Below are 21,368 nucleotides of genomic sequence, written 5' to 3' on the forward strand. Positions count from 1 at the left end.
GCTGCGGATTTTTCGCGAGCGGCACCCGATTTTCAGCGATACGTGTAGGGTGGAGATGCACAACGGTCGGCCTGCGTAGCAAACAGCTTTATCCAAGACGCTTTATCTCGTCCGCTACCGACCCTTGATTCCTCCTCCTGACTGAGAACGTGTATACGGTCTCGCGAGCTAGCGCCATGCAAGGCAATAAAAGGCTAGGAAGCAGAATTTACTGGTGTAAATGAACCTTCCAAGTCAGCTTTTAATGCAGCAAGGCGCGATGCGCAGCAGATCGTTAGCAGGTTCTGAGTGCTTTCTGTCAAAACAGCAAGCAGGAGACGTCCGTCGCGGCCCAGCACAACTGGCTGCTGCCGCTCGACAATGAAACGATTTACGCCCGTTTCTGACGCGCCTGACACCGACCCTGATCGTCGTGTGTGCCTAACGCGGCTTCCAGCAGCACCGGAAACCATTGGTACCACATGAAAAGAATGCTGATTAACGCAACTCAACCCGAAGAGTTGCGTGTAGCGCTGGTAGATGGCCAGCGCCTGTACGACCTGGACATCGAGTCCGGCGCCCGCGTACAGAAGAAATCCAACATCTACAAAGGGCGTATTACCCGTGTAGAACCCAGCCTCGAAGCCGCCTTCGTCGACTTCGGCTCCGACCGCCACGGTTTTCTCCCGCTTAAAGAAATCTCCCGCGAATACTTCAGCAAGGCCCCCGAAGGCCGCGTCAACATCAAGGACGTGCTCAAGGAAGGCCAGGAAGTCATCGTTCAGGTCGAGAAAGAAGAACGTGGCAACAAGGGCGCAGCCCTGACCACTTTCATCAGCCTCGCCGGCCGCTACCTGGTGCTGATGCCCAATAACCCGCGTGCCGGTGGTATCAGCCGCCGCATCGAAGGTGAAGAGCGCAACGAACTGCGTGAAGCCCTCAACGGCCTCGACATTCCCAACGACATGGGTCTGATCGTGCGCACCGCCGGCATGGGTCGTTCCAGCGAAGAAATGCAGTGGGATCTCGACTATCTGCTGCAGCTGTGGACCGCCATCAAAGAAGCGTCCCTGGATCGCCCTGCCCCATTCCTGATCTATCAGGAAAGCAACGTCATCATCCGCGCCATCCGCGACTACCTGCGCCAGGACATTGGCGAAGTACTGGTCGACAGCGTCGAAGCCCAGGAAGAAGCCCTGACCTTCATTCGCCAGGTGATGCCGCAGTACGCCAGCAAGATCAAGCTGTACGAAGACAGCGTGCCGCTGTTCAACCGTTTCCAGATCGAAAGCCAGATCGAAACCGCCTTCCAGCGTGAAGTGAAGCTGCCGTCCGGTGGTTCGATCTACATCGACCCGACCGAAGCCCTGGTGTCCATCGACATCAACTCGGCGCGCGCCACCAAAGGCAGCGACATCGAAGAAACGGCCCTGCAGACCAACCTGGAAGCCGCCGAAGAAATCGCCCGTCAGTTGCGCCTGCGCGACATCGGCGGCCTGATCGTCATCGACTTCATCGACATGACGCCGGCCAAGAACCAGCGCGCAGTCGAAGAAAAAGTGCGTGAAGCTCTGGAAGCCGACCGCGCGCGCATTCAGGTCGGGCGCATCTCGCGCTTCGGCCTGCTGGAAATGTCCCGTCAGCGTCTGCGCCCATCGCTGGGCGAAAGCAGCGGCATCGTCTGCCCGCGCTGCAACGGTCAAGGCATCATCCGTGACGTCGAATCCTTGTCGCTGGCGATTCTGCGCCTGATCGAAGAAGAAGCCCTGAAAGACCGTACCGCCGAGGTTCGTGCCCAGGTACCAATCCCGGTCGCCGCTTTCCTGCTCAACGAGAAGCGCAACTCGATCACCAAGATCGAACTGCGTACCCGTGCGCGCATCGTCATTCTGCCGAACGATCACCTGGAAACGCCGCACTTCGAAGTGCAGCGCATCCGTGACGACAGCCCGGAAGCCCAGAGCACCCAGACCAGCTACGAAATGGCCACGGTCGAAGTCGAGGAAGAAAAGCCGGCAGCCGCGACCCGCACTCTGGTTCGCCAGGAAGCCGCGCTCAAGGCCGCCCCACAACGCAGCGCGCCTGCGCCAGAAGTTGCCGCAGCTGCACCTGCAGCGCCTGTTGCCGCCACCGCGCAAACCGGTTTGTTCAAAGGCTTGGTGAAGTCCCTGGTGGGCCTGTTCGCCGGTGCCGAAGAGCAGAAACCAACCGTGGTCGAAAAGAAGCCAGGCGAGCGTCAGCCGCGTGGCGACGAGCGTCGCAACGGTCGCCAGCAGAATCGTAGCCGTGGCAACCGCCGCGACGAAGAGCGCAAGCCGCGTGAAGAACGTGCCCCACGTGAAGATCGCGCAGCGCGCGAGGAACGTGCGCCTCGTGAAGAGCGTGCACCGCGTGAAGAACGTCAGCCTCGCGCCCCACGTGAAGATCGCCAGCCGCGTGAGAACGTGGAAGTTCGCGAGCCTCAGGAAGTGCGTCAGTCCCGTCCGCCGCGCGAACCGCGTGAAGGTCAGGAAAACCGCCGTGAGCGTCGTCCGCGCGAAGAGCGTCAGCCGCGCGAACTGCGCGCCCCGCTGGATGCCGAGCCGCAGAACGAAACCGCAGCCGTAGCCGGTGAAGAAGCTCGCGCCGAGCGCCCGCAACGTGAGCCGCGTCAGCCACGTCAACCTCGCGAGGAGCGTCAACCACGCGCCGAGCAGGCTCAGGCAGACACCGCTGAAGACGAAGTGCTGAACAACGACGAGCAGCAAGACGACGATCAGGAAGGTAATGAAAGCGGTGACCGCCCACGTCGCCGCTCCCGTGGCCAGCGTCGCCGCAGCAATCGTCGTGAGCGTCAGCGTGATGCCGATGGCAACCCGATCGAAGGCAGTGACGACAACTCGGAAGAGCCGGTAGATGGTGCCAGCATCGCTGCCGCCGCCACCGTGGCCGCGGTTATCGCTGAAACCGAGCAGCCAGCTGCACAACAGCCGGTCGCTCAGGAAGCAGCCACCCCTGCCGCTACCGAAACCGCAGCACCTGCCGCCATACAGGACGTACAGCCAGCGGTCGAGATCGAGCAGCGCGTACAAGTTGCTGCCGTTGTGGTCGAAGACGCTCCAGCGCCAGTCGAAGTACCGGCAGAAACAGTTGCCGAGCGCGCCGATGCAGTGATCGAGCCCCTGGCTGAAATCGAACGCCCACGCGCTTCGGCACCGAAGTTCGAAGCAGTGCAGCAGGAAGCTCCGGTCGCGGCCGAGCCAGTTAGCGAGGCGGTCGTCGTCGAAGCACCTGTTGCCGAAACGCCAGTGATCGAAGCACCGGCCATCGAAGCGCCAGTCGCCGAGACCACTTTCACTGCCACACCTGAGGCTGCTCCCGCAGTCGAGGAAGCTGTAGTTGAAGCGCCAGTGGTCGAAGAGCAGGCCGCACCGGTTGCAAGCAATGGCCGCGCGCCGAACGACCCGCGTGAAGTGCGTCGCCGCAAGCGTGAAGAAGAGCGCTTGGCTCGCGAAGCTGAAGAGGCCGCCAAGGCCGCTCCAGTCGTAGCGGTCGTTGAAGCCGAAGCCGCTGCTCCGGCAGCCGAGAGCGAAGCCGTCGTCGACACTCAACTGGCCAACGAGCCGGTCGAGCCGGTCGAGCAAACCGACGTGATCGTCACTCCGGTCGACGAGAGCGCTCAGCACGATCAGGACGCGCCCAAGCCGCAAGCCTGATAGGTAACGCGCAACAAAAAAAGGGATGCTTCGGCATCCCTTTTTATTGCCTGCGATTCTTGGAGACCCGTCGCGAGCGACTGCACAGCGCGCGCCCAACATTTTTGCATGCACTATCAGCTAACCCGGCGAGGCTACGCAGAGGATCAGAGCACGTTCGGCTCGATTTCCAGGCTCACGCCAAAACGCTCGGCGATATCCGCCTGGATGCGCTGCGCCAGCGCGAGCAGTTGCTGCCCACTGGCTTGACCGTAGTTGACCAGCACCAGCGCCTGCAGACGATGCACGCCGGCATCGCCATCGCGAAAGCCCTTCCAGCCAGCCTTTTCGATCAGCCAGCCTGCTGCCAACTTCACCTGGCCGTCGGCCTGAGGATAGGCCACCAGATCCGCATGACTCAGCTGCAGACGCTGCACCAACTCAGCCGGCACCAGCGGGTTCTTGAAGAAGCTGCCGGCGTTGCCGAGCACTGCTGGATCCGGCAGTTTCTCGCTGCGAATGGCGCAAATGGCGCGACCGACATCGCTGGCGCTCGGCGCCTCGATGCCCTGCTCTGCCAGGCGCTGACGCACCGGGCCGTAATCGAGATGTAGCGGCGAATTGCGGCTAAGGACAAAACGCACTCGCAGGATGATCCAGCGCCCACTTTCACGCTTGAACAGACTGTCACGATAAGCGAAGCCGCAAGCGTGCAGATCAAACTCGTGGATCTCGCCACTCTGGCGATCCAGAGCCGTCAGACCAAGAAAGCAATCCTTCAACTCGACGCCATAGGCACCGATGTTCTGTACTGGTGAGGCGCCGACCGTACCGGGAATCAGGCTGAGATTTTCCAGACCGGTAAAACCTTGCAGCAGGGTCCATTGCACGAAGCCATGCCAGGGTTCGCCCGCCTCCACCTCAATCTCCACCCGCTGACCATCATCGGCCAGTAGACGAATACCGCGGCTAGCCATGCGCAGCACCAGCGCATCGACGTCGGCGGTCAGCAGCAAGTTGCTACCGCCTCCCAGCACCAGCAACGGCACATGCCGCTCGCGCGCAGCGTCGAGCGCCTGGCGCACCTGATCATCATCTTCCGCCTCGGCAAAGTAGTGTGCAGCCACATCCACGCCGAAGGTGTTGTAGGCCTTGAGTGACACACCAGAGCGTACCAGCAGGCTCATAGCCGCCCCTTGAGTTCGGTCAGCAATGCATCGCTGGCCTGCTCGAGCAGATCAAGCACCTGCTCGAAGCCTTCGCTACCGCCGTAATAAGGATCAGGCACTTCATCCACAGCCAGCTCGTAGCGTCGCAGGTACAAGTCCAGTTCTCCCCGCGCCTGAGCAGGACGCATACGCTGCAGATCGCGCAGGTTGGCAGCATCCATGGCCAGCACCAGATCGAAGCGCGAGAAGTCGTCAGCAGAAACCTGACGACCGCGCAGGCCGGACAGATCGTAGCCTCGCCGACTGGCCGCCTCTTGGGTGCGCGGATCCGGGGCCTTGCCCACATGCCAATCGCCAGTCCCGGCGGAGTCGACTTCGATGCGCTCAGCCAGCCCCGCCTGCAGCAGACGCTGGCGTAGCACCGCTTCGGCAGTAGGTGAACGGCAGATATTGCCCAGGCAAACAAACAGAACGCGCATCAGGCACCCAGCAGCCGGCGCACACGGTCGAGGTCTTCCTGGGTGTCGACGCCAGCAGGCGGCGCCTCCAGCGCATCAGCGACATGGATACGCACGCCGTGCCAGAGCGCACGCAACTGCTCCAGACACTCGGTGTTTTCCAGCCAGCAAGGGCCCCAGGCGACGAAGTCCTGCAGGAAGCCGGCTCGGTAGGCGTAGATGCCTATATGCCGGCGATAGGGAACGTTGGCAGGCAAGGTATCGCGATCGGCCGCGAACGTATCACGTGCCCACGGCAGCGGCGCGCGGCTGAAGGTCAGCGCCAGGCCATTGAGATCGCTGGCGACCTTGACCACATTGGGGTTGAAGAGCGCGGCAACATCATTGATCGGCTCCGCCAGAGTAGCGATGGCGGCTTGAGGGTTGGTGGCCAGATTGGCTGCCACCTGATCGATGATCGCAGGTGGCACCAGTGGCTCGTCACCCTGTACGTTGACCACGATGGCATCAGCAGCCAGCCCCAACGCAGCCGCCACTTCGGCAAGCCGGTCGGTGCCGGAGTTGTGATCGACGCGAGTGAGCAGCACCTGGGCACCGAACCTCTGGCAAGCCTCGACGATGCGCACATCATCGGTGGCCACCACGACCTGGGTTGCGCTGCTTTTGCAGGCCTGTTCCCAGACATGCTGGATCATCGGTTTGCCGGCGATATCCTGCAGCGGTTTGCCTGGTAGGCGTGTGGACGCGTAACGCGCCGGGATCACCACGGTAAAGGCGTTGCTCATCTTACTTGTCCAGGCGTTCGTCGTCGTTGAGGGTGCGGGCTTCGCTTTCCAGCATGACCGGAATGCCATCGCGGATAGGATAGGCCAGACCGGCACCTTTACTGATCAGTTCGGTCTTGTCCTGGCTGAGCTTGAGCGGGCCCTTGGTGATCGGGCAGGCCAGGATATCGAGCAGTTTCGGGTCCATGGGAAATCCTTGAGAACAAGAGGAGTGAGCGCGTGACGCGGTTACTGCCGCTCGCCGAGCAGACGATCCAACCGGGCATAGAACCACGTGCGGAAAGCTGGCGAAGGCTGAGCATCGACAGCCAGGTACCACCAATCGTCAGCCGCGAAGGCACGGCATTTCACCGCGTCTTTCTCCGTCATCACCAACGGCAGCGCCGGCGAGAAATTCAGCAGCTCGGCGCTGTAGGCAGCATGGTCGGCGAAAGCATGCGCGACAGGCCGCCAGTGTAGCGCCTCGAGGGTTGTGAAGAAACGCTGCGGATTACCGATACCAGCCACCGCATGTACGGTCTGACCGGGCGGGAAGTGATCGAGCGGACGGCGCTCGCCGCTGCGCAGGTTGATCACGGCGCTGGGCACCAGGGTAAAGGCATAACCACCCTGAGGATCGCTCGGCGCACCGTTGTAGAGACAGGCATCCACGCTTTGCAGTCGCTCAGCGGGCTCGCGTAGCGGCCCGGCAGGCAGGCAGCGACCATTGCCCAGGCCGCGCACGGCGTCGATCAACACCAGTTCCAGATCACGGGCCAGACGGTAGTGCTGCAAGCCATCATCACTGAGTAGCAGATCCAGCGACTCCTCGGCCAGCAAGGCGCGAGCGGCGCGAGCGCGATCCGGGTCGATCATCAGCGGCACGCCACTGCGCTGCACGATCAGCAGCGGCTCGTCACCAGCCTGCTCGGCAGTGTGCTCGGCACTGACCCGCCAGGGCAGGCTCGGTGGCTTGGCGCCATACCCACGACTGATCACGCCAACGCGCAGGCCGCGAGCCTGGCACTGCTCGACCAGCCAGAGAATCAGCGGTGTCTTGCCGGTACCGCCGACGGTGATGTTGCCCACCACGATCAACGGCACGGGTGGGCGATAAATCTCGCCCACGCCAGCGAGAAAGCGCGCGCGCTTGCGCTGCACCACACCACGGTACAAAGCCTCCAGCGGACGCAACAGCGCCAACGCTGGATGCCCTTCATACCAGGCCTGCACCAGACGGTCGGAAAAGCTCGCCATCAGGGCGCTGCCTGAGTCTCGACCGTGGTGATGCGCAGGTGCGCGAAGCCCAGCTTGCCGGCGGCATCCATGGCGGTGACCACGGACTGGTGGCTGGTCTTGGCGTCGGCGCTGATGGTCAGCGGCAGGCTGTTGTCGCCGCCGGACTCCTTCTGCAGGGCCGCCATCAGGTTATCCAGATCATTCTTGATCAGGGCCTGACCGTTGAGCGAGAAGCCGCCCTCTGCCGATATCACCACTTCCAGCTGCTTCAGTTCGCTCTGCTCGGGCGGCGTGCCGCTGGCAGCCTCGGGCAGATCGACCTGCATACGGGTTTCACGCGTGAAAGTAGTGGTCACCACGAAGAACAGCAGCAGGATGAACACCACGTCGATCAGCGAGGCGAGATTGATCTCGACCTGCTCACGCCGTCTACGTCTGAACTTCACGCCTTCTTGCTCCCCTTGGCCTGCTTGGGCTCCTCGACCAGGTCGACATCGCGCTCGCCCTGCACCATCTCCACCAGCTTGATTGCTTCCTGCTCCATGCCGACGACCAGTTCATCGACGCGGCGCTGCAGAAAACGGTGGAAGAACAGTGCCGGAATCGCCACGATCAGCCCCGACGCGGTGGTGATTAGCGCTTTGGATATACCGCCTGCAAGCAAAGCTGGATTGGCTGTGCTGCCGCCCATGAAGGAGCCGAATATGTCGATCATGGCAATCACCGTACCGAGCAAACCGAGCAATGGGGTAATGCCAGCAATCGTGCCCAGGGCATTCAGGTAGCGCTCCATCTCGTGCACCACGCGGGCTGCGGCTTCTTCAATGCACTCTTTCATCACCTCACGGCCGTGCTTGGAGTTGGCCAGGCCAGCGGCAAGGATTTCGCCCAGTGGCGAATGCGTGCGCAGCTCCTTGAGCTTCTGATTATTAAGCTGCTTGTCCTTGATCCAGCGCCATACCTGCCCCAGCAGGTTAGGCGGTGTAACGCGACTGACGCGCAGCGTCCACAGCCGCTCGGCGATAATGCCAAGGGCAGCGATTGAACACAGAATGATTGGCAGCATCACCCAGCCGCCAGCTATAACCAGTTCCCACACGGTGGCAAATCCCCTTCGCAAAAGTGGCGCCACTCTAGCATAGGGGCGTGATGTCGCCGACGGCTGCGGTTCTCATTTTTCCCGCCAGAAACGCGGTATTTCACGTAACGCATGCGGTTCGCCAAATGAACCGAGATCGATCCGCAGTGCGCCGCTCTCGACGCTGTCGTGCGCCTTGGCATCAAACGTCACATAACGCGAGACGACCGTTGGATGAGGATGGCCATAAGCATTGTGCCGGCCACGGGAATACAGCACCGCCTCAGGCCTGACCGCCTTGAGCAATGCCCAGGATGACGAGCTGCGACTGCCATGGTGCGGCGCCAGCAACCACTGGGCCTGGAGATCGCGCCCTGTATCGATAAGCGCTCGCTCGGCACGCCCATCAATATCGCCGGTCAGCAATATGCGTTCCCCCGCGGCCTCGATCATCAGCACACAGGATGACTGGTTGCTGTCAGTGGCATCCGCCCAGCGCCAGGTGCTGAAGTGCACGCCGTCCCATGTCCAGCTTTCCTCCCGGCAAGACTCCGCCTGCAGTACAGCCGGCAACACCGACGCCTCGCCACTGACAATCCGACTGACAGGTATGCCTCGGGCCACTGCTTCAGCGCCGCCAGAGTGATCGTTATCGGAGTGGCTGAGCAGCAGCATGTCCAGTGCACGCACATCCAGCGCCCTGAGCGACGGCAGCACCACGCGCTCGCCCATATCGAAATCACCAAAACTGGGGCCGGCGTCGTAGAGCAAAGCGTGCTCGCGGGTCAGTATCAGCATCGACAAGCCCTGCCCAACATCCAGCATCCATACCTCAGCACGCTGTTCAGCTGGCCGTTGCACCGGCGTGAACAGCAGGGGCAACAGCAGCACCAAACCCAGCCCGCGCAGCGGTACCCCGCCGGGCAGGAGGAGCAGCAAGGCACCCAACGCCACCAACAGCCAGGCCCAGAACGGCAAGGCGCTGGGTAACCAGGCCGGCAGCCAATCGGCCATCAGTGCCAACAGCCGAAACAGCCATTCCAGGGCAAAGCTCGCCCACCACAGCAGGGCCTCACCCAGCCAGGGCACGGGGAGCAGCAAGGTGCCGAGCAATGCGGGCGGCACCACCGCGAAACCGACCCAGGGCACGGCGATCAGATTGGCCAACGGGCTGCTGGCGCTGATGGGTAGCCCGAGGGCCAGCAGCATCGGCAGCAACCCCACGGTCATCGCCCATTGCGCGCGCCCCAGGGTACGCCACCAAGCCCAGGCCCCGAGGCGCGCAGCAAAGATCAGGATAAGTAGCCCCACGGCGCCAAACGAAAGCCAGAAGCCCGGCTGCAACACCGCCAGCGGCTCGAACAACAGCACCGCGACCAACGCTACCAGCAATGGAAAGGTGATGCCCAAGTGGCGAAAACGCCAACGCCACAACAGCACCAGACCAATCATGGCGCAAGCACGCTGCACCGGCACGTCGAAACCGGCCAGCAGGCTGTACCCCAGCGCCGAAGAAAAAGCCAATAAGCAGGCCGCCGGCAGCCAGGGCAAGAACCGCGGCCACCAGCCCAACCGCGCCAGCCAGAACACCAGGCCGTAGAACATGCCGGCCACCAACGTCACGTGCTGGCCGGATATCACCAGCAGGTGCACGGTGCCGGTACTTTGCAGAACGCGCCAATCGTCCACCGACAAGCCAGAACTATCGCCAAGAACCAGGGCCGCCAACCCACCTGCACGACCATGAGGATCCTCGGCGAGCATCCGCTGACGCACACGATCTCGCCAAGCGCTGCTACCGCCCGCCTCGCTCAAGCGCTGTCCGGATTTTATGGTGCCGACAGCACCGATGCGCTGCGCCAGCAACCAGGCCTCGTAATCGAAGGACTGCGGATTGACCAGGCCGTGCGGACGTTTGAGGTTGACCGCCAGCCGCCAGGTTTCGCCCGCGCGAATCTGCGGCCCGCCATACCAGGACAGGCGCAACAGCTGCGGTAGCTCGGCGCGACGCGATTTCGGTTGCTGTAGATGAAAGCGCACCACATCCTCGCGCACATCCGGCAAATCCACCACCCTGCCCTCCAGCCACAAGGTGCGGCCATCGAGTGCGGGGTCGAGGCGATCATCCAGCGTCCACTGCGCAGAGGTGCATGCCCAACTGAAGCCCAACAGAAACAGCCCGATGGGGTAGGTGCGAAAAGGCAACAGCGCCAGACCTGTCAGGCCCGACATCAGCAATATGGAGCTTGACGGTAATTGCGGTACGAAGCGCAGCAGCAACAACCCCGCCACCAATGCCAGCAACCCAGTACGCAGGTTGCCTGATCGAGTCCCTTCCATGGACACCCTTCTGATCCAGAAATGAAAAAGCCGCTAATCAATAGCGGCCTTTTCGAGACTAGCACCTCATTCGTAACGCAGCGCCTCGGCCGGCTGCGTACGCGACGCACGCCAGGACGGATATAGCGTGGCGAGGAAGCTGAGGATAAGCGCCGCACTGCAGATCAGCACCACGTCACCGACCTGCAACTCGGACGGCAGAGTGCTGATGAAGTAAACATCAGAGCTGAACACATGCTGGCCACTGATACGCTCCAGCCAACCCACCAGTTCACTGACATTGAGCGCCGCCAGCACACCAAGCACACCGCCGATCAGCGTACCGATCACCCCGATCACAGTGCCCTGCACCATGAAGATACCCATGATCTGCCGTGGCGTAGCGCCCAAGGTTCGCAGGATAGCGATATCCGCGCCTTTGTCGGCAACCACCATGATCAGTGTGGCGATAATGTTGAACGCGGCCACCGCAACGATCAGCAGCAGTAACAGGCCGATCATGGTTTTCTCCATCTTCATGGCGCTGAACAGGCTGCCCTGAGTCTGTGTCCAGTCACTGGCGTGGTAACCCTCGCCCAGTTGTGCGGCAATCGCACTGGCGACCTGTGGTGACTGATAGAGATCCTTCAACTTGAGGCGGATACTCTGTACCGAGCCCGGTTCCAGACGCTGGATCTGCGCAGCATCGGCGACGTTGATCAGAGCCAGAGAGCTGTCCAGATCGGCGCCCACCTTGAACACCCCAACCACGTTCAAGCGCTGCATGCGGGGTGTGATGCCACCGGGCACCGAGCTGATTTCCGGCACGATCAGCGCCAGGCGATCACCGACCTGAAGCTGGAAGCGGCGGGCGGTGATCTCACCGATGATCACCCCGTACTCGCCTTCGCGCAGATCGCTCAAGCGACCCTGCACCATGTGATCGCCGATGATCGAGACCTTCGGCTCCAACTCGGGGTCAATGCCGTGCAGTTGAATCGGCTGCATCACGCCACGGTAGGAAAGCATGCCTTCCAGCTCGGCGAACGGCACGGCCGCTTCCACCTGGGGATTTTCCAGGGCGGCCTTGGCCGGCGCCTGCCAGTCGGCCAGAGCCGGCGAACCGACGATGGTCGCGTGGGGCACCATACCAAGAATGCGCGAGCTCATTTCACGGTGAAAACCATTCATCACCGAGAGCACCACGATCATCGCCAGCACGCCCAGGGCGAGGCCGATCATCGAGGTCAGGGAAATGAACGAAATGAAGTGGTTGCGGCGCTTGGCACGGGTGTAACGCAGGCCGATGAAGACACTCAGCGGGCGAAACATCAGGCGTGCACCAGCTTGCCGTCTTCCAGGCTCAGCACCCGATCCATCTGCCGCGCCAGTTGCAGGTCGTGAGTCACCACCAGAAAGGCGGTCTGCGACTGCGTGCTGAGTTCGCGCATCAGATCCTGAATGCCTTGAGCGGTGTGGTTATCCAGGTTGCCGGTTGGCTCATCGAGCAGCACCAGGCCGGGTCGATTGACCAGCGCCCGGGCAATCGCCACGCGCTGACGCTCACCGCCAGACAGCTCGGCAGGCTTGTGGCTCAGGCGATGGCCCAAACCGACGCGTTCGAGCAACTCGGTGGCCCGCTGACGCGACTCGCTGATCGAGGTCTTGCCGATCAGCAGCGGCATACACACGTTCTCCAGCGCGGTGAACTCGGCGAGCAGGTGATGGAACTGGTAGACGAAACCCAACGCGCGGTTACGCAACAGGCCACGCTGTTTCTCGTTGAGTGCCGAGAGTTCTTCACCAGCCAGCCAGACGCTGCCACTGCTGGGCGTATCCAAGCCGCCGAGCATATTGAGCAGCGTGCTCTTGCCCGAGCCGGAACTACCGACGATGGCCACCCGCTCACCTGGCAAAAGCTCCAGCTGCAGGTCGTCGAGAACCACCACCGCCTGCGGGCCTTCTTCGTAGCGCTTGCCTAGGTTGCGACAGCTGAGCACGGCGTTCGCCTGCGCCTGCACGACCGGATCACTCATAACGTAATGCCTCCGCGGGCTGGGTGCGCGCCGCGCGCCAGGCCGGATAAAGAGTAGCGAGGAAACTCAGAACCAATGCCGCACCACAGACCTGCACCACGTCGGCGAGCATCAGCTGCGACGGCAGGTAGTCGATGAAGTACACATCGGCATTGAGAAACTTGAAACCGAGCAGGCGCTCGACGCCTGCGATGATCGAGCTGATGTTGAGTGCGGCAAGAATGCCCAGCACTGCGCCGATCAAGGTGCCGATCACGCCAATCACCGTACCCTGCACCATGAACGTTGCCATGATTTGCATGGGCGTGGCGCCAAGGGTACGCAGGATGGCGATATCGCCTTTCTTGTCGGTCACCACCATCACCAGGGTGGAGATGATGTTGAAGGCCGCCACGGCGACAATCAGCAGCAGCAACAGGCCGATCATGGCTTTTTCCATGCGGATGGCCTGATACAGATTGCCGTGGGTGCGTGTCCAGTCGCGAGCCAGGTAATCCTGCTCACCGAAGCTTTGCGCCAGTTGCCAGGCAGTGCGCGGTGCCTGAAACAGGTCAGCGAACTTGAGGCGGATGCCCTGTACCTGATCGACCTGATGACGCTGCAGACGGGCCAGGTCCTGGATATGGGTCATGGCCACGAAACCGTCGATTTCACCCGCACCGACATGAAAGATGCCGACCACGGTGAAGCGCTTGAGGCGCGGGAACATGCCGCCTGGGGTCACGGTAACTTCCGGCGCCACGAAGGTCACCTTGTCGCCCAGCCCGACACCGAGTTTCTCGGCAGCCTTGTCGCCGATGACGATGCCGAAGGTGCCTGGTTGCAGATCCTCCAGCCGACCCTCGCGGAAGAAGTCACCGATAATCGACACCTTGGGCTCCTCGACGGGATCCACGGCGTTGATCAGCACCTTCTGTACCTTGCCATCGTTGGTCAGCAGGCCTTGCATCTGGCTGAACGGCGCCACGGCAAGAACTTGAGGGTTCTGCAACGCCCGGTCGGCGAGGCGGCGCCAATCACTGATCGGCTTGGAGCTCTCGACCGTGGCGTGGGGCACCATCCCCAAGACGCGGGTGCGCATTTCATGGTCGAAGCCGTTCATTACCGACAGCACCAGGATCATCACCAGCACACCGAGTGCCAGCCCGATCATCGAGGTCAGGGAAATGAACGAAACGAAGTGGTTGCGACGCTTGGCCCGCGTGTAGCGCGTACCGAGAAAAACGGACAGGGGTCTGAACATGTGGGGCGCTTGTTCGAGGGAAAGAGAAACGTCCTTGTGGCGGGGCCTGGCGAGCGGCCTTACACTCTGACCACCACCGCTGCCATGGGTTCGCCATGTCGACTCAAGACGAAAATGATCGCCGCGAATACTACCGTATCGAGGACACGATCGCACTGGATTTCACCCCACTGGCGGGTGCCGAAGCCCTCGCCAGTGACGAACTTCACGACGCCTCTCCGCTGTTCAACCTGCTCAGCGAACTGCATCTGATGGACTTCGAGTCCCAGCACTTGCTGCGTAACATCAGCGAACGCGACCGTACCCTGGCCAACTACCTCAAGGTGGTCAACAAACGCATCGACCTGCTCGGGCAGGCCATGGCCCAAAGTCTGCTGCGCGACATCGGCCCACCGAAGCGGGTCACCCTGTCGGAGGGCGGCATCAGTTTCTTCAATGCCCAGCCGGTGTCGGTCGATAGCCATCTGGCAATGAAGATGGTGCTGATGCCCCAGGCACTGGGCCTGCTGCTGCGCGCCAAGGTGCTGCATTGCCAGGAGCACGAAGGGCAGTTCGAAATCGGCGCCGAATTCGAAGCGCTGACTGACGCACAGCGCCAACTGCTCGCCCGACATATCCTGCAACGCCAGGCGCAGGAGCGCCGCCAGGCTCGTGAGGATTCCGTATGACTGCACGTCGATTTATTTTGTCACTGGCTTTGTTGCTGCCGCTGACAACCCATGCCGACACCCTGACCATCCCCATCGGGCAACAGGGCGCCGACCTTACCGATCTGCCACAGCTCGGCCAGTCCAAACGCTCGGTACTGGAGCGTTTCGGCCTGGCTGACGAAGAACATCCCGCCGTCGGCAAGCCGCCGATCACCCGCTGGGACTATCGTGAATTCAGCGTCTATTTCGAATACGACCATGTGATCAACAGCGTGCGCCACCAACAGCCGCGCGCCACACGAACCGAGTAAGGAGCAACTGTGACCCTGATCTACGGCCACCGCGGCGCCAAGGGCGAAGCCCCGGAAAATACCCTGACCAGCTTTCAGCAGTGCCTAGAACACGGCGTACGCCGCTGCGAGCTGGATCTGCACCTGTCGCGCGACGGCGAACTGATGGTCATCCATGACCCGACGCTCAAGCGCACCACCGGCCAGCGCGGCAAGGTGGTCGAGCACGAAGCCGCCGACCTGGTTCACTACGACGCCCGTCACGGTGGCCCGGGCTGGCGCCATCCCTGCCCTATTCCGCGCCTGAGCGAACTGTTCGAGCAGTGCGATTTCGAGCACTGGCAACTGGAGGTCAAGAGCGCCTCCAAGGTACGCGCCGCACGCACGGTGGAAGCCATCGCACTGCTCAGCCGACGTTTTGGCCTGGACGACAAGATCACCATCACCTCCAGTTCTCGTGAGGTACTGAGCGCCGCCCAGCGCCTGACACCCCACCTGGCCCGTGGCCTGGTCGCCGAATACGCCTGGCTCGACCCGATCAAGGTAGCCCGCAATTACGGCTGCGACCTGCTGGCCCTGAACTGGACACTGTGCACCCCGGAACGCCTGCTCAAGGCCCAGAAGGCTGGTTTGCACGTGTCGGTCTGGACCGTCAACGAACCCGCCCTGATGCGCCGCCTCGCCGACTTCGGCGCCGACAGCATCATCACCGATTTTCCCGGTATCGCTGTGAGTACACTGCGCGGCTGAGTCTTCCACAGCTGCCGCCATGTAGGAGCCAGCTTGCTGGCGATTGGAGGCCATAACGCCATGTCGCAAGACGGCCACCGGCGCATCGCCCGCAAGCGGGCTCCTACGGATCTGCGTCAACGTCGTGTAGGAGCCGGTTTGCCGGCGATTGGCGGCCGCACCCCTGTTTTTTGCCTCGCGAGCCAGGCGCGGCCTGACGCTGTGGGAGCGGGTCGAGGGCAGCGATCATCGTGAATCAGGCAATCCCGGGTATCGCCGCGCTCAGACCAGGCAGTCCTGTATGTTTTCGACAGGTGCCGCCCATAAAAAACCGATCCACAAGGGATCGGCTTTCTGGCCTGCTTAGAAGCTCTCGCGGTTTGGCCAGCGCCAGTCGCGGGAGTCGGCGAAAGGATCCCCGACCGGCTCAGGCCACCGGCCGGAGCCGCTCAAAAAAGCCGGTTGAGACCATCGAACGCCGCTACGCGATAGGCTTCGGCCATGGTCGGATAGTTGAAGGTGGTATTGACGAAATACTTCAGCGTATTCGCCTCGCCCTTCTGGTTCATGATCGCCTGACCGATGTGCACGATCTCCGAAGCCTGGTAGCCGAAGCAGTGCACACCAAGCACTTCCAGGGTTTCGCGGTGGAAGAGGATCTTCAGCATGCCCACCGGCTCGTGGGAAATCTGCGCACGCGCCATGCTCTTGAAGAACGCCTTGCCAACTTCGTACGGAACCTTCGCCTTGGTCAGCTCGTGCTCGTTCTTGCCGATCGAGCTGATCTCGGGAATGGTGTAGATGCCGGTAGGAATGTCATCGACGACCCGCCAGCTACCGTTATCGACGATGCTGCCAGCCGCCGAGCGCCCCTGGTCTGCAGCGGCACTGGCCAGGCTCGGCCAGCCAATCACGTCACCGGCAGCATAGATATTGTCGACTTCGGTACGGTAGTGCTCGTCGACCTGAACCTGACCACGGCTATTGACGTTGATGCCTATATTTTCCAGGCCCAGCTTGTCGGTGTTGCCGGTACGCCCATTACACCACAGCAACGCATCGGCCTTGAGCTTCTTGCCGGATTTGAGGTGCAGGATCACCCCGTTATCCAGCCCTTCGATGCGCTCGTACTCTTCGTTATGACGAATCAGCACGTTGTTGGTACGCAGGTGGTAGCTCAACGCATCGGAGATTTCCGAATCGAGGAAACTCAGCAGTTGATCACGGTTATCGATCAAATCGACCAACACGCCCAGACCGCTGAAGATCGAAGCGTACTCACAACCGATCACACCGGCCCCATAGATGATCAAGCGGCGCGGGGTATGGCTGAGGGTGAGGATGGTGTCGCTGTCGTAGACGCGCGGGTGATTGAAATCAACATCCACCGGGCGATAGGGACGCGAACCGGTGGCGATGATCACCTGTTTGGCCGACAGGGTTTCCACTACACCGTTGGGGCAGACCACTTCAATGGTCTGATCGTCGGCAAAGCTGCCAGTACCAAAAAACACATCGATCCGGTTGCGGGCGTAATAGCTGGTACGCGAAGTAACCTGCTTGCCGATTACACCCTCGGCGCTCTTCAATACATCAGGAAAGGAGAACCAGCGTGGCTCGCCGATCTGACGGAACATGGGATTGGTATTGAACTGCATGATCTGCCGCACCGAATGGCGCAGCGCTTTGGACGGGATAGTACCGAGGTGGGTGCAGTTACCGCCGACTTCGCGACGGTCATCGACCACCGCCACCTTGCGCCCAGCCTTAGCCGCATTCATCGCGGCTCCCTCTCCTGCCGGGCCGGAACCCAATACCACTACATCGTAGTTGTAGACCGCCATGTTCACTCCTCAAATCGCACCGGAACGCTTATCGAACGTTCTCGGCAGAACCAGGCCTAACAGCCTGGTACGTAACATCTCGCAACGCCGCCTAGCCTAACGCTCAACGCGGTGATTGGCGATCAGGGCTTGCTCGCATCGTACGTCTGTACCGTTGCGCCCGCTCCGTTGCCTGCTTCGCTGGTGACCTCGTCACACTTCTGTCGGTCACCGCCACAGATCGAACATTCCTTCTCGATCCCCAGGTTGGCAATGCCACCGCAGGAACCGGCAATGGGCTTGCGGCCCATTATCACGCCTACGGCCATCATGCCGACGACCAGTACCATGACTAAAAATACAACCACAAAGGTCATTGCTCTTCTCCCGCAGCGAATAGCTGCTCGAATGCGCTGGTTCCGTGAGAGACGAAACCGTCGCCCTCACGTACGACGAAAAATGCCGCAATTGCGTTGCGCTCAGCGAAAGCCTCACCGGCTTCCGGCCCGAGCACCATGAGTAGAGTAGACAAGCCATCAGCGCGTAAGGTCGATGGATCTGCCACGGTCACCGCTGCCAACCGGTGGTTCACCGGCTTGCCTGTCACAGGATCGAGGGTGTGCGAGTAACGCTGACCATCCTCTTCGAAATAGTTGCGATAGTCTCCCGAGGTCGAGATGCCATAGCCATCGAGCAACAGGATGCGCTGGGCAACACGCTGATCGTCTCGTGGCGCCTCGAGCCCGATACGCCAGTGGCTACCATCGGGCTTTCGCCCTGCAGCCTTGAGCTCCCCTGTCGCCTCCACCAGATAGCTACTTACGCCCATCTCACCAAGCCTGGCAATGATCCGGTCAACTGCGTACCCGGCGGCGATGCTGTTGAAGTCAACCTCGACATCGACATCCTTGCACAACAGGCTGCCATCGATACGCAGATGCTGCTGGCCGACACGCTGGCGCGCCGCATCCAACTTCTGCGCATCCGGCACGGCTTCGCCCTGTCCCTTCGGGCCGAATCCCCACAGATCAAGCAACGGTTCCAACGTCAGATCGAAGGCGCCGCCACTTTCTTCATGCAGGCGATTACCGGCCGCAATCAACGTCAGAACGCCCTCGGGCATCTCCTGGCAGCTGCCACCCGGTGCGCGGTTGAATTGCTCGATCAGAGAATCGGTACGGTAGGTGGACATCTGCAGATCAATCTCGGCAAGAATCGCCTCGGTGGCGGCCTTGATCTCGCTCTGCGGAGCGACACCCTCGCTGCGCACGTATTTGACCGAGTAGGTGCTGCCCATGGTCGGGCCACCAAACTCTTCAACCCGATCAGAAGGAAGACAGCCCGTTAAGGCTGCCGCCAGAGCGACAGCGATAACGGGCCGAAATACCGCTAATCCCACCTCAACCGCCAAAGTCGTCGAGGAGAATATTTTCCTGCTCTACGCCAAGCTCGGTCAGCATCTTGATAACCGCAGCGTTCATCATGGGCGGACCGCACATGTAGAACTCACAATCTTCCGGCGCCGGGTGATCCTTCAGGTAGTTCTCGTAGAGCACGTTGTGAATGAAGCCCTTGAGGCCTGTCCAGTTGTCTTCAGGCTGTGGATCAGACAGCGCCAAGTGCCACTGGAAGTTGGGATTCTCCGCCTGCAACTGGTCGTACTCTTCGTTGTAGAAGGCCTCACGCATGGAGCGTGCGCCATACCAGAAGCTGATCTTGCGCGTGGACTTCAAGCGCTTGAGCTGATCGAAGATATGCGAGCGCATCGGCGCCATACCGGCACCACCACCGACGAAGATCATCTCGGCATCGGTATCTTTGGCGAAAAACTCTCCGAATGGCCCATAAACCGTCACCTTGTCACCCGGTTTGAGGCCAAACACCCAGGACGACATCTGGCCTGGTGGCAAATCGTCCTTGCCTGGAGGTGGCGAAGCGATACGGATATTGAACTTAACGAGGCCGACTTCTTCGGGATAGTTGGCCATGGAGTAGGCGCGAATCACGGTCTCGCCGACCTTGGACACGTACTTCCACTGGTTGAACTTGTCCCAGTCGCCGCGATACTCCTCCTGAATGTCGAAGTCCTTGTAGCTGACCACGTGCGGCGGGCATTCCAGCTGCACGTAACCCCCGGCGCGGAAGTCGACGTTCTCGCCCTCGGGCAACTTGAGGGTGAGCTCCTTGATGAAAGTAGCCACGTTGGGATTGGACTCGACCGTACATTCCCATTTCTTCACGCCGAAGACTTCTTCCGGCACTTCGATCTTCATGTCCTGCTTGACCGCGGTCTGGCAGGACAGACGCCAACCCTCACGGGCCTCACGCTTGTTGAAGTGCGACTCCTCGGTGGAGAGCATCTCGCCACCACCGCTTTCGACGATGCACTTGCACTGAGCGCAGGTGCCGCCGCCGCCACAGGCCGAAGACAGGAAAATATTGTTCGAGGCCAGCGTCTGCAGCAATTTGCCGCCAGCCGGTACCACGATGGTTTTTTCACCATTGATCTCGATGCTCACATCGCCGCTGGAAACCAGCTTGGCGCGCGCCACGAGAATGATCAGCACCAGCGCCAGGACAATAGCGGTGAACATGCCGATCGCGAGGAAAATTTCGTAATTCATCTGTTCATCCTTTCCTTACAACTGCACGCCGGAGAAGGACATGAAGCCAAGCGACATCAGACCGATGGTGATGAAGGTGATACCCAGCCCTTGCAGGCCGGCAGGTACATCGCTGTACTTGAGCTTCTCGCGGATACCCGCCAAAGCAGCAATCGCCAACGCCCAGGAAAGACCGGAGCCAAAGCCGTAGACCGTACTTTCCGCCAGGTTGTAATCACGCTCCACCATGAACAGGGTGCCACCCATGATGGCGCAGTTCACCGTGATCAGCGGCAGGAACACGCCCAACGCGTTGTAAAGCGCAGGTACGTACTTATCCAGCAGCATTTCCAGGATTTGTACGATTGCCGCAATAACACCGATGTAGCTGAGCAGCCCCAGAAAGCTCAGATCGACATCCGGAAGGCCAGCCCAGGCCAGCGCGCCGTCCTTGAGCAGGTAGGTATAAATCAGGTTGTTCGCCGGTACGGTGATGACCTGCACCACGATCACGGCAATGCCAAGACCGATCGCGGTCTCAACTTTCTTCGAAATGGCAATGAAGGTACACATGCCGAGGAAGAAGGCCAACGCCATGTTCTCGACGAATATGGCCTTCGCCAGCAGGCTGAGATAGTGCTCCATCAGTAGGCCTCCTTATTCGAAACCTGAGGCGCCATTTTGAAGCTGTTCTTCTCGACCTGATCGGTTTTCCACGAACGAATAGCCCAGATGAACAGGCCAATCAGGAAGAACGCCGAGGGCGGCAGCAAGAGCATGCCGTTGGGCAGGTACCAGCCGCCGTCGTTGACCACTGGAATGATGGTGTAACCCATCAGTTTGCCCGCGCCGAACAGCTCACGGATGATCCCCAGTGCCACCAGCATGGCGCTGTAGCCAAGGCCATTGCCGATGCCATCGAAAAACGACAGCACGGGCGGGTTCTGCATGGCGAAGGCTTCAGCACGCCCCATCACGATGCAGTTAGTGATGATCAGGCCAACGAATACCGACAACTGCTTGGAGAGGCTGTAGGCGTATGCCTTGAGTACCTGATCCACGACGATCACCAGCGAGGCGATGATCACCATCTGCACGATCATACGGATCGAGCTGGGGATCTGGCTGCGGATCATCGAGATGAACAGGTTGGAGAACGCCGTCACCAAGGTCAGCGCGATCGACATGACGAGCGCGGTTTTCAGGTTCGAGGTAACCGCCAGGGCCGAACAGATACCGAGAATCTGCAAGCCGATAGGGTTGTTGTTGAAGACCGGATTGAGCAGGACTTCCTTAATGCTTGGCTGGGACATG

Annotated in this window: 21 protein-coding genes; 4 read left to right on the forward strand and 17 right to left on the reverse strand. The window is 61.0% G+C overall.

All coding sequences use genetic code 11. The annotated features are described in order from the left end of the window. Positions 1–461 precede the first annotated feature (461 nt). The gene (gene rne, locus ACZ0AI_RS09180) at positions 462–3,674 is read left to right on the forward strand and encodes a ribonuclease E (protein ID WP_463565473.1); all 3,213 of its coding nucleotides are present in this window, start codon (positions 462–464) and stop codon (positions 3,672–3,674) included. A 146-nt stretch (positions 3,675–3,820) separates the two neighbouring features. On the opposite strand, the gene murB is transcribed toward rne, so the two are convergent. The 11 genes from murB to ACZ0AI_RS09235 form a co-directional block, all read right to left on the reverse strand. Beyond that, complete coding sequence (murB, locus tag ACZ0AI_RS09185) at positions 3,821–4,840, reverse strand: UDP-N-acetylmuramate dehydrogenase (RefSeq protein WP_463565474.1); 1,020 nt, start codon at positions 4,838–4,840, stop codon at positions 3,821–3,823. Further along, positions 4,837–5,301 (reverse strand): low molecular weight protein-tyrosine-phosphatase, encoded by a 465-nt coding sequence (locus ACZ0AI_RS09190; RefSeq protein ID WP_463565475.1) that lies wholly within the window; start codon positions 5,299–5,301, stop codon positions 4,837–4,839. The genes murB and ACZ0AI_RS09190 overlap by 4 nt, the downstream gene beginning before the upstream one ends. Continuing rightward, a complete protein-coding gene (gene kdsB, locus ACZ0AI_RS09195; RefSeq protein WP_463565476.1) occupies positions 5,301–6,065 on the reverse strand; it encodes a 3-deoxy-manno-octulosonate cytidylyltransferase in 765 nt (254 codons plus the stop codon). The genes ACZ0AI_RS09190 and kdsB overlap by 1 nt, the downstream gene beginning before the upstream one ends. A 1-nt stretch (position 6,066) precedes the next feature. Continuing rightward, positions 6,067–6,252, reverse strand: coding sequence for a Trm112 family protein (locus tag ACZ0AI_RS09200; RefSeq protein ID WP_131178347.1), 186 nt, complete (start codon positions 6,250–6,252; stop codon positions 6,067–6,069). A gap of 41 nt (positions 6,253–6,293) precedes the next feature. Further along, positions 6,294–7,301 carry a tetraacyldisaccharide 4'-kinase gene (lpxK, locus tag ACZ0AI_RS09205; protein WP_463565477.1) on the reverse strand — a complete coding sequence of 336 codons (1,008 nt, stop codon included), beginning with the start codon at positions 7,299–7,301 and terminating at the stop codon, positions 6,294–6,296. Continuing rightward, on the reverse strand, positions 7,301–7,729 hold the full coding sequence (locus ACZ0AI_RS09210) for an ExbD/TolR family protein (protein ID WP_463565478.1): 429 nt from the start codon (positions 7,727–7,729) through the stop codon (positions 7,301–7,303). The genes lpxK and ACZ0AI_RS09210 overlap by 1 nt, the downstream gene beginning before the upstream one ends. Continuing rightward, on the reverse strand, positions 7,726–8,382 hold the full coding sequence (locus ACZ0AI_RS09215; protein ID WP_463565479.1) for a MotA/TolQ/ExbB proton channel family protein: 657 nt from the start codon (positions 8,380–8,382) through the stop codon (positions 7,726–7,728). Before ACZ0AI_RS09215 ends, ACZ0AI_RS09210 begins: the two co-directional genes overlap by 4 nt. Positions 8,383–8,454: 72 nt before the next feature. Beyond that, positions 8,455–10,677 (reverse strand): DNA internalization-related competence protein ComEC/Rec2, encoded by a 2,223-nt coding sequence (locus ACZ0AI_RS09220; RefSeq protein WP_463566084.1) that lies wholly within the window; start codon positions 10,675–10,677, stop codon positions 8,455–8,457. Between the two features lie 90 nt (positions 10,678–10,767). Then, positions 10,768–12,012 carry a lipoprotein-releasing ABC transporter permease subunit gene (locus ACZ0AI_RS09225; protein ID WP_463565480.1) on the reverse strand — a complete coding sequence of 415 codons (1,245 nt, stop codon included), beginning with the start codon at positions 12,010–12,012 and terminating at the stop codon, positions 10,768–10,770. Continuing rightward, positions 12,012–12,716, reverse strand: coding sequence for a lipoprotein-releasing ABC transporter ATP-binding protein LolD (gene lolD / locus ACZ0AI_RS09230; protein ID WP_463565481.1), 705 nt, complete (start codon positions 12,714–12,716; stop codon positions 12,012–12,014). The genes ACZ0AI_RS09225 and lolD overlap by 1 nt, the downstream gene beginning before the upstream one ends. Further along, a complete protein-coding gene (locus ACZ0AI_RS09235; RefSeq protein WP_463565482.1) occupies positions 12,709–13,959 on the reverse strand; it encodes a lipoprotein-releasing ABC transporter permease subunit in 1,251 nt (416 codons plus the stop codon). Before ACZ0AI_RS09235 ends, lolD begins: the two co-directional genes overlap by 8 nt. A 95-nt stretch (positions 13,960–14,054) precedes the next feature. Here ACZ0AI_RS09235 and ACZ0AI_RS09240 point away from each other — a divergent pair, with 95 nt between their 5' ends. From ACZ0AI_RS09240 to ACZ0AI_RS09250, 3 genes are read left to right on the forward strand one after another with little or no spacing between them, the layout of a single operon-like run. Next, a complete protein-coding gene (locus tag ACZ0AI_RS09240) occupies positions 14,055–14,627 on the forward strand; it encodes a PilZ domain-containing protein (RefSeq protein ID WP_463565483.1) in 573 nt (190 codons plus the stop codon). Continuing rightward, entirely contained in the window at positions 14,624–14,920 is a 297-nt protein-coding gene (locus ACZ0AI_RS09245; RefSeq protein WP_463565484.1) for a phosphodiesterase, read from the forward strand. The genes ACZ0AI_RS09240 and ACZ0AI_RS09245 overlap by 4 nt, the downstream gene beginning before the upstream one ends. Positions 14,921–14,929: 9 nt before the next feature. Further along, the gene (locus ACZ0AI_RS09250) at positions 14,930–15,649 is read left to right on the forward strand and encodes a glycerophosphodiester phosphodiesterase (protein ID WP_463565485.1); all 720 of its coding nucleotides are present in this window, start codon (positions 14,930–14,932) and stop codon (positions 15,647–15,649) included. A gap of 428 nt (positions 15,650–16,077) precedes the next feature. Here the strand turns inward: ACZ0AI_RS09250 and sthA are convergent, their stop codons facing one another. The 6 genes from sthA to ACZ0AI_RS09280 form a co-directional block, all read right to left on the reverse strand. Then, on the reverse strand, positions 16,078–17,472 hold the full coding sequence (sthA, locus tag ACZ0AI_RS09255; protein WP_463565486.1) for a Si-specific NAD(P)(+) transhydrogenase: 1,395 nt from the start codon (positions 17,470–17,472) through the stop codon (positions 16,078–16,080). A gap of 122 nt (positions 17,473–17,594) precedes the next feature. After that, on the reverse strand, positions 17,595–17,828 hold the full coding sequence (gene nqrM, locus ACZ0AI_RS09260) for a (Na+)-NQR maturation NqrM (protein ID WP_463565487.1): 234 nt from the start codon (positions 17,826–17,828) through the stop codon (positions 17,595–17,597). Continuing rightward, positions 17,825–18,748, reverse strand: coding sequence for an FAD:protein FMN transferase (locus tag ACZ0AI_RS09265; RefSeq protein ID WP_463565488.1), 924 nt, complete (start codon positions 18,746–18,748; stop codon positions 17,825–17,827). Before ACZ0AI_RS09265 ends, nqrM begins: the two co-directional genes overlap by 4 nt. Before the next feature lie 103 nt (positions 18,749–18,851). Continuing rightward, a complete protein-coding gene (gene nqrF / locus ACZ0AI_RS09270) occupies positions 18,852–20,075 on the reverse strand; it encodes an NADH:ubiquinone reductase (Na(+)-transporting) subunit F (protein ID WP_463569987.1) in 1,224 nt (407 codons plus the stop codon). A 15-nt stretch (positions 20,076–20,090) separates the two neighbouring features. Continuing rightward, positions 20,091–20,699 (reverse strand): NADH:ubiquinone reductase (Na(+)-transporting) subunit E, encoded by a 609-nt coding sequence (nqrE, locus tag ACZ0AI_RS09275; protein ID WP_463565490.1) that lies wholly within the window; start codon positions 20,697–20,699, stop codon positions 20,091–20,093. Continuing rightward, entirely contained in the window at positions 20,699–21,367 is a 669-nt protein-coding gene (locus tag ACZ0AI_RS09280) for an NADH:ubiquinone reductase (Na(+)-transporting) subunit D (protein ID WP_463565491.1), read from the reverse strand. Before ACZ0AI_RS09280 ends, nqrE begins: the two co-directional genes overlap by 1 nt. Position 21,368: the final 1 nt, after the last annotated feature.

This window comes from Pseudomonas sp. AC355 (assembly GCF_979258205.1).

Bases quoted from the DNA above. Each gene is read 5' to 3' on its own strand.
- rne (WP_463565473.1), top strand. From the start codon at position 462: ATGAAAAGAATGCTGATTAACGCAACTCAACCCGAAGAGTTGCGTGTA.
- murB (WP_463565474.1), bottom strand. From the start codon at position 4,840: ATGAGCCTGCTGGTACGCTCTGGTGTGTCACTCAAGGCCTACAACACC.
- ACZ0AI_RS09190 (WP_463565475.1), bottom strand. From the start codon at position 5,301: ATGCGCGTTCTGTTTGTTTGCCTGGGCAATATCTGCCGTTCACCTACT.
- kdsB (WP_463565476.1), bottom strand. From the start codon at position 6,065: ATGAGCAACGCCTTTACCGTGGTGATCCCGGCGCGTTACGCGTCCACA.
- ACZ0AI_RS09200 (WP_131178347.1), bottom strand. From the start codon at position 6,252: ATGGACCCGAAACTGCTCGATATCCTGGCCTGCCCGATCACCAAGGGC.
- lpxK (WP_463565477.1), bottom strand. From the start codon at position 7,301: ATGGCGAGCTTTTCCGACCGTCTGGTGCAGGCCTGGTATGAAGGGCAT.
- ACZ0AI_RS09225 (WP_463565480.1), bottom strand. From the start codon at position 12,012: ATGTTTCGCCCGCTGAGTGTCTTCATCGGCCTGCGTTACACCCGTGCC.
- lolD (WP_463565481.1), bottom strand. From the start codon at position 12,716: ATGAGTGATCCGGTCGTGCAGGCGCAGGCGAACGCCGTGCTCAGCTGT.
- ACZ0AI_RS09235 (WP_463565482.1), bottom strand. From the start codon at position 13,959: ATGTTCAGACCCCTGTCCGTTTTTCTCGGTACGCGCTACACGCGGGCC.
- ACZ0AI_RS09240 (WP_463565483.1), top strand. From the start codon at position 14,055: ATGTCGACTCAAGACGAAAATGATCGCCGCGAATACTACCGTATCGAG.
- ACZ0AI_RS09245 (WP_463565484.1), top strand. From the start codon at position 14,624: ATGACTGCACGTCGATTTATTTTGTCACTGGCTTTGTTGCTGCCGCTG.
- sthA (WP_463565486.1), bottom strand. From the start codon at position 17,472: ATGGCGGTCTACAACTACGATGTAGTGGTATTGGGTTCCGGCCCGGCA.
- nqrM (WP_463565487.1), bottom strand. From the start codon at position 17,828: ATGACCTTTGTGGTTGTATTTTTAGTCATGGTACTGGTCGTCGGCATG.
- ACZ0AI_RS09265 (WP_463565488.1), bottom strand. From the start codon at position 18,748: ATGGGCAGCACCTACTCGGTCAAATACGTGCGCAGCGAGGGTGTCGCT.
- nqrF (WP_463569987.1), bottom strand. From the start codon at position 20,075: ATGAATTACGAAATTTTCCTCGCGATCGGCATGTTCACCGCTATTGTC.
- nqrE (WP_463565490.1), bottom strand. From the start codon at position 20,699: ATGGAGCACTATCTCAGCCTGCTGGCGAAGGCCATATTCGTCGAGAAC.
- ACZ0AI_RS09280 (WP_463565491.1), bottom strand. From the start codon at position 21,367: ATGTCCCAGCCAAGCATTAAGGAAGTCCTGCTCAATCCGGTCTTCAAC.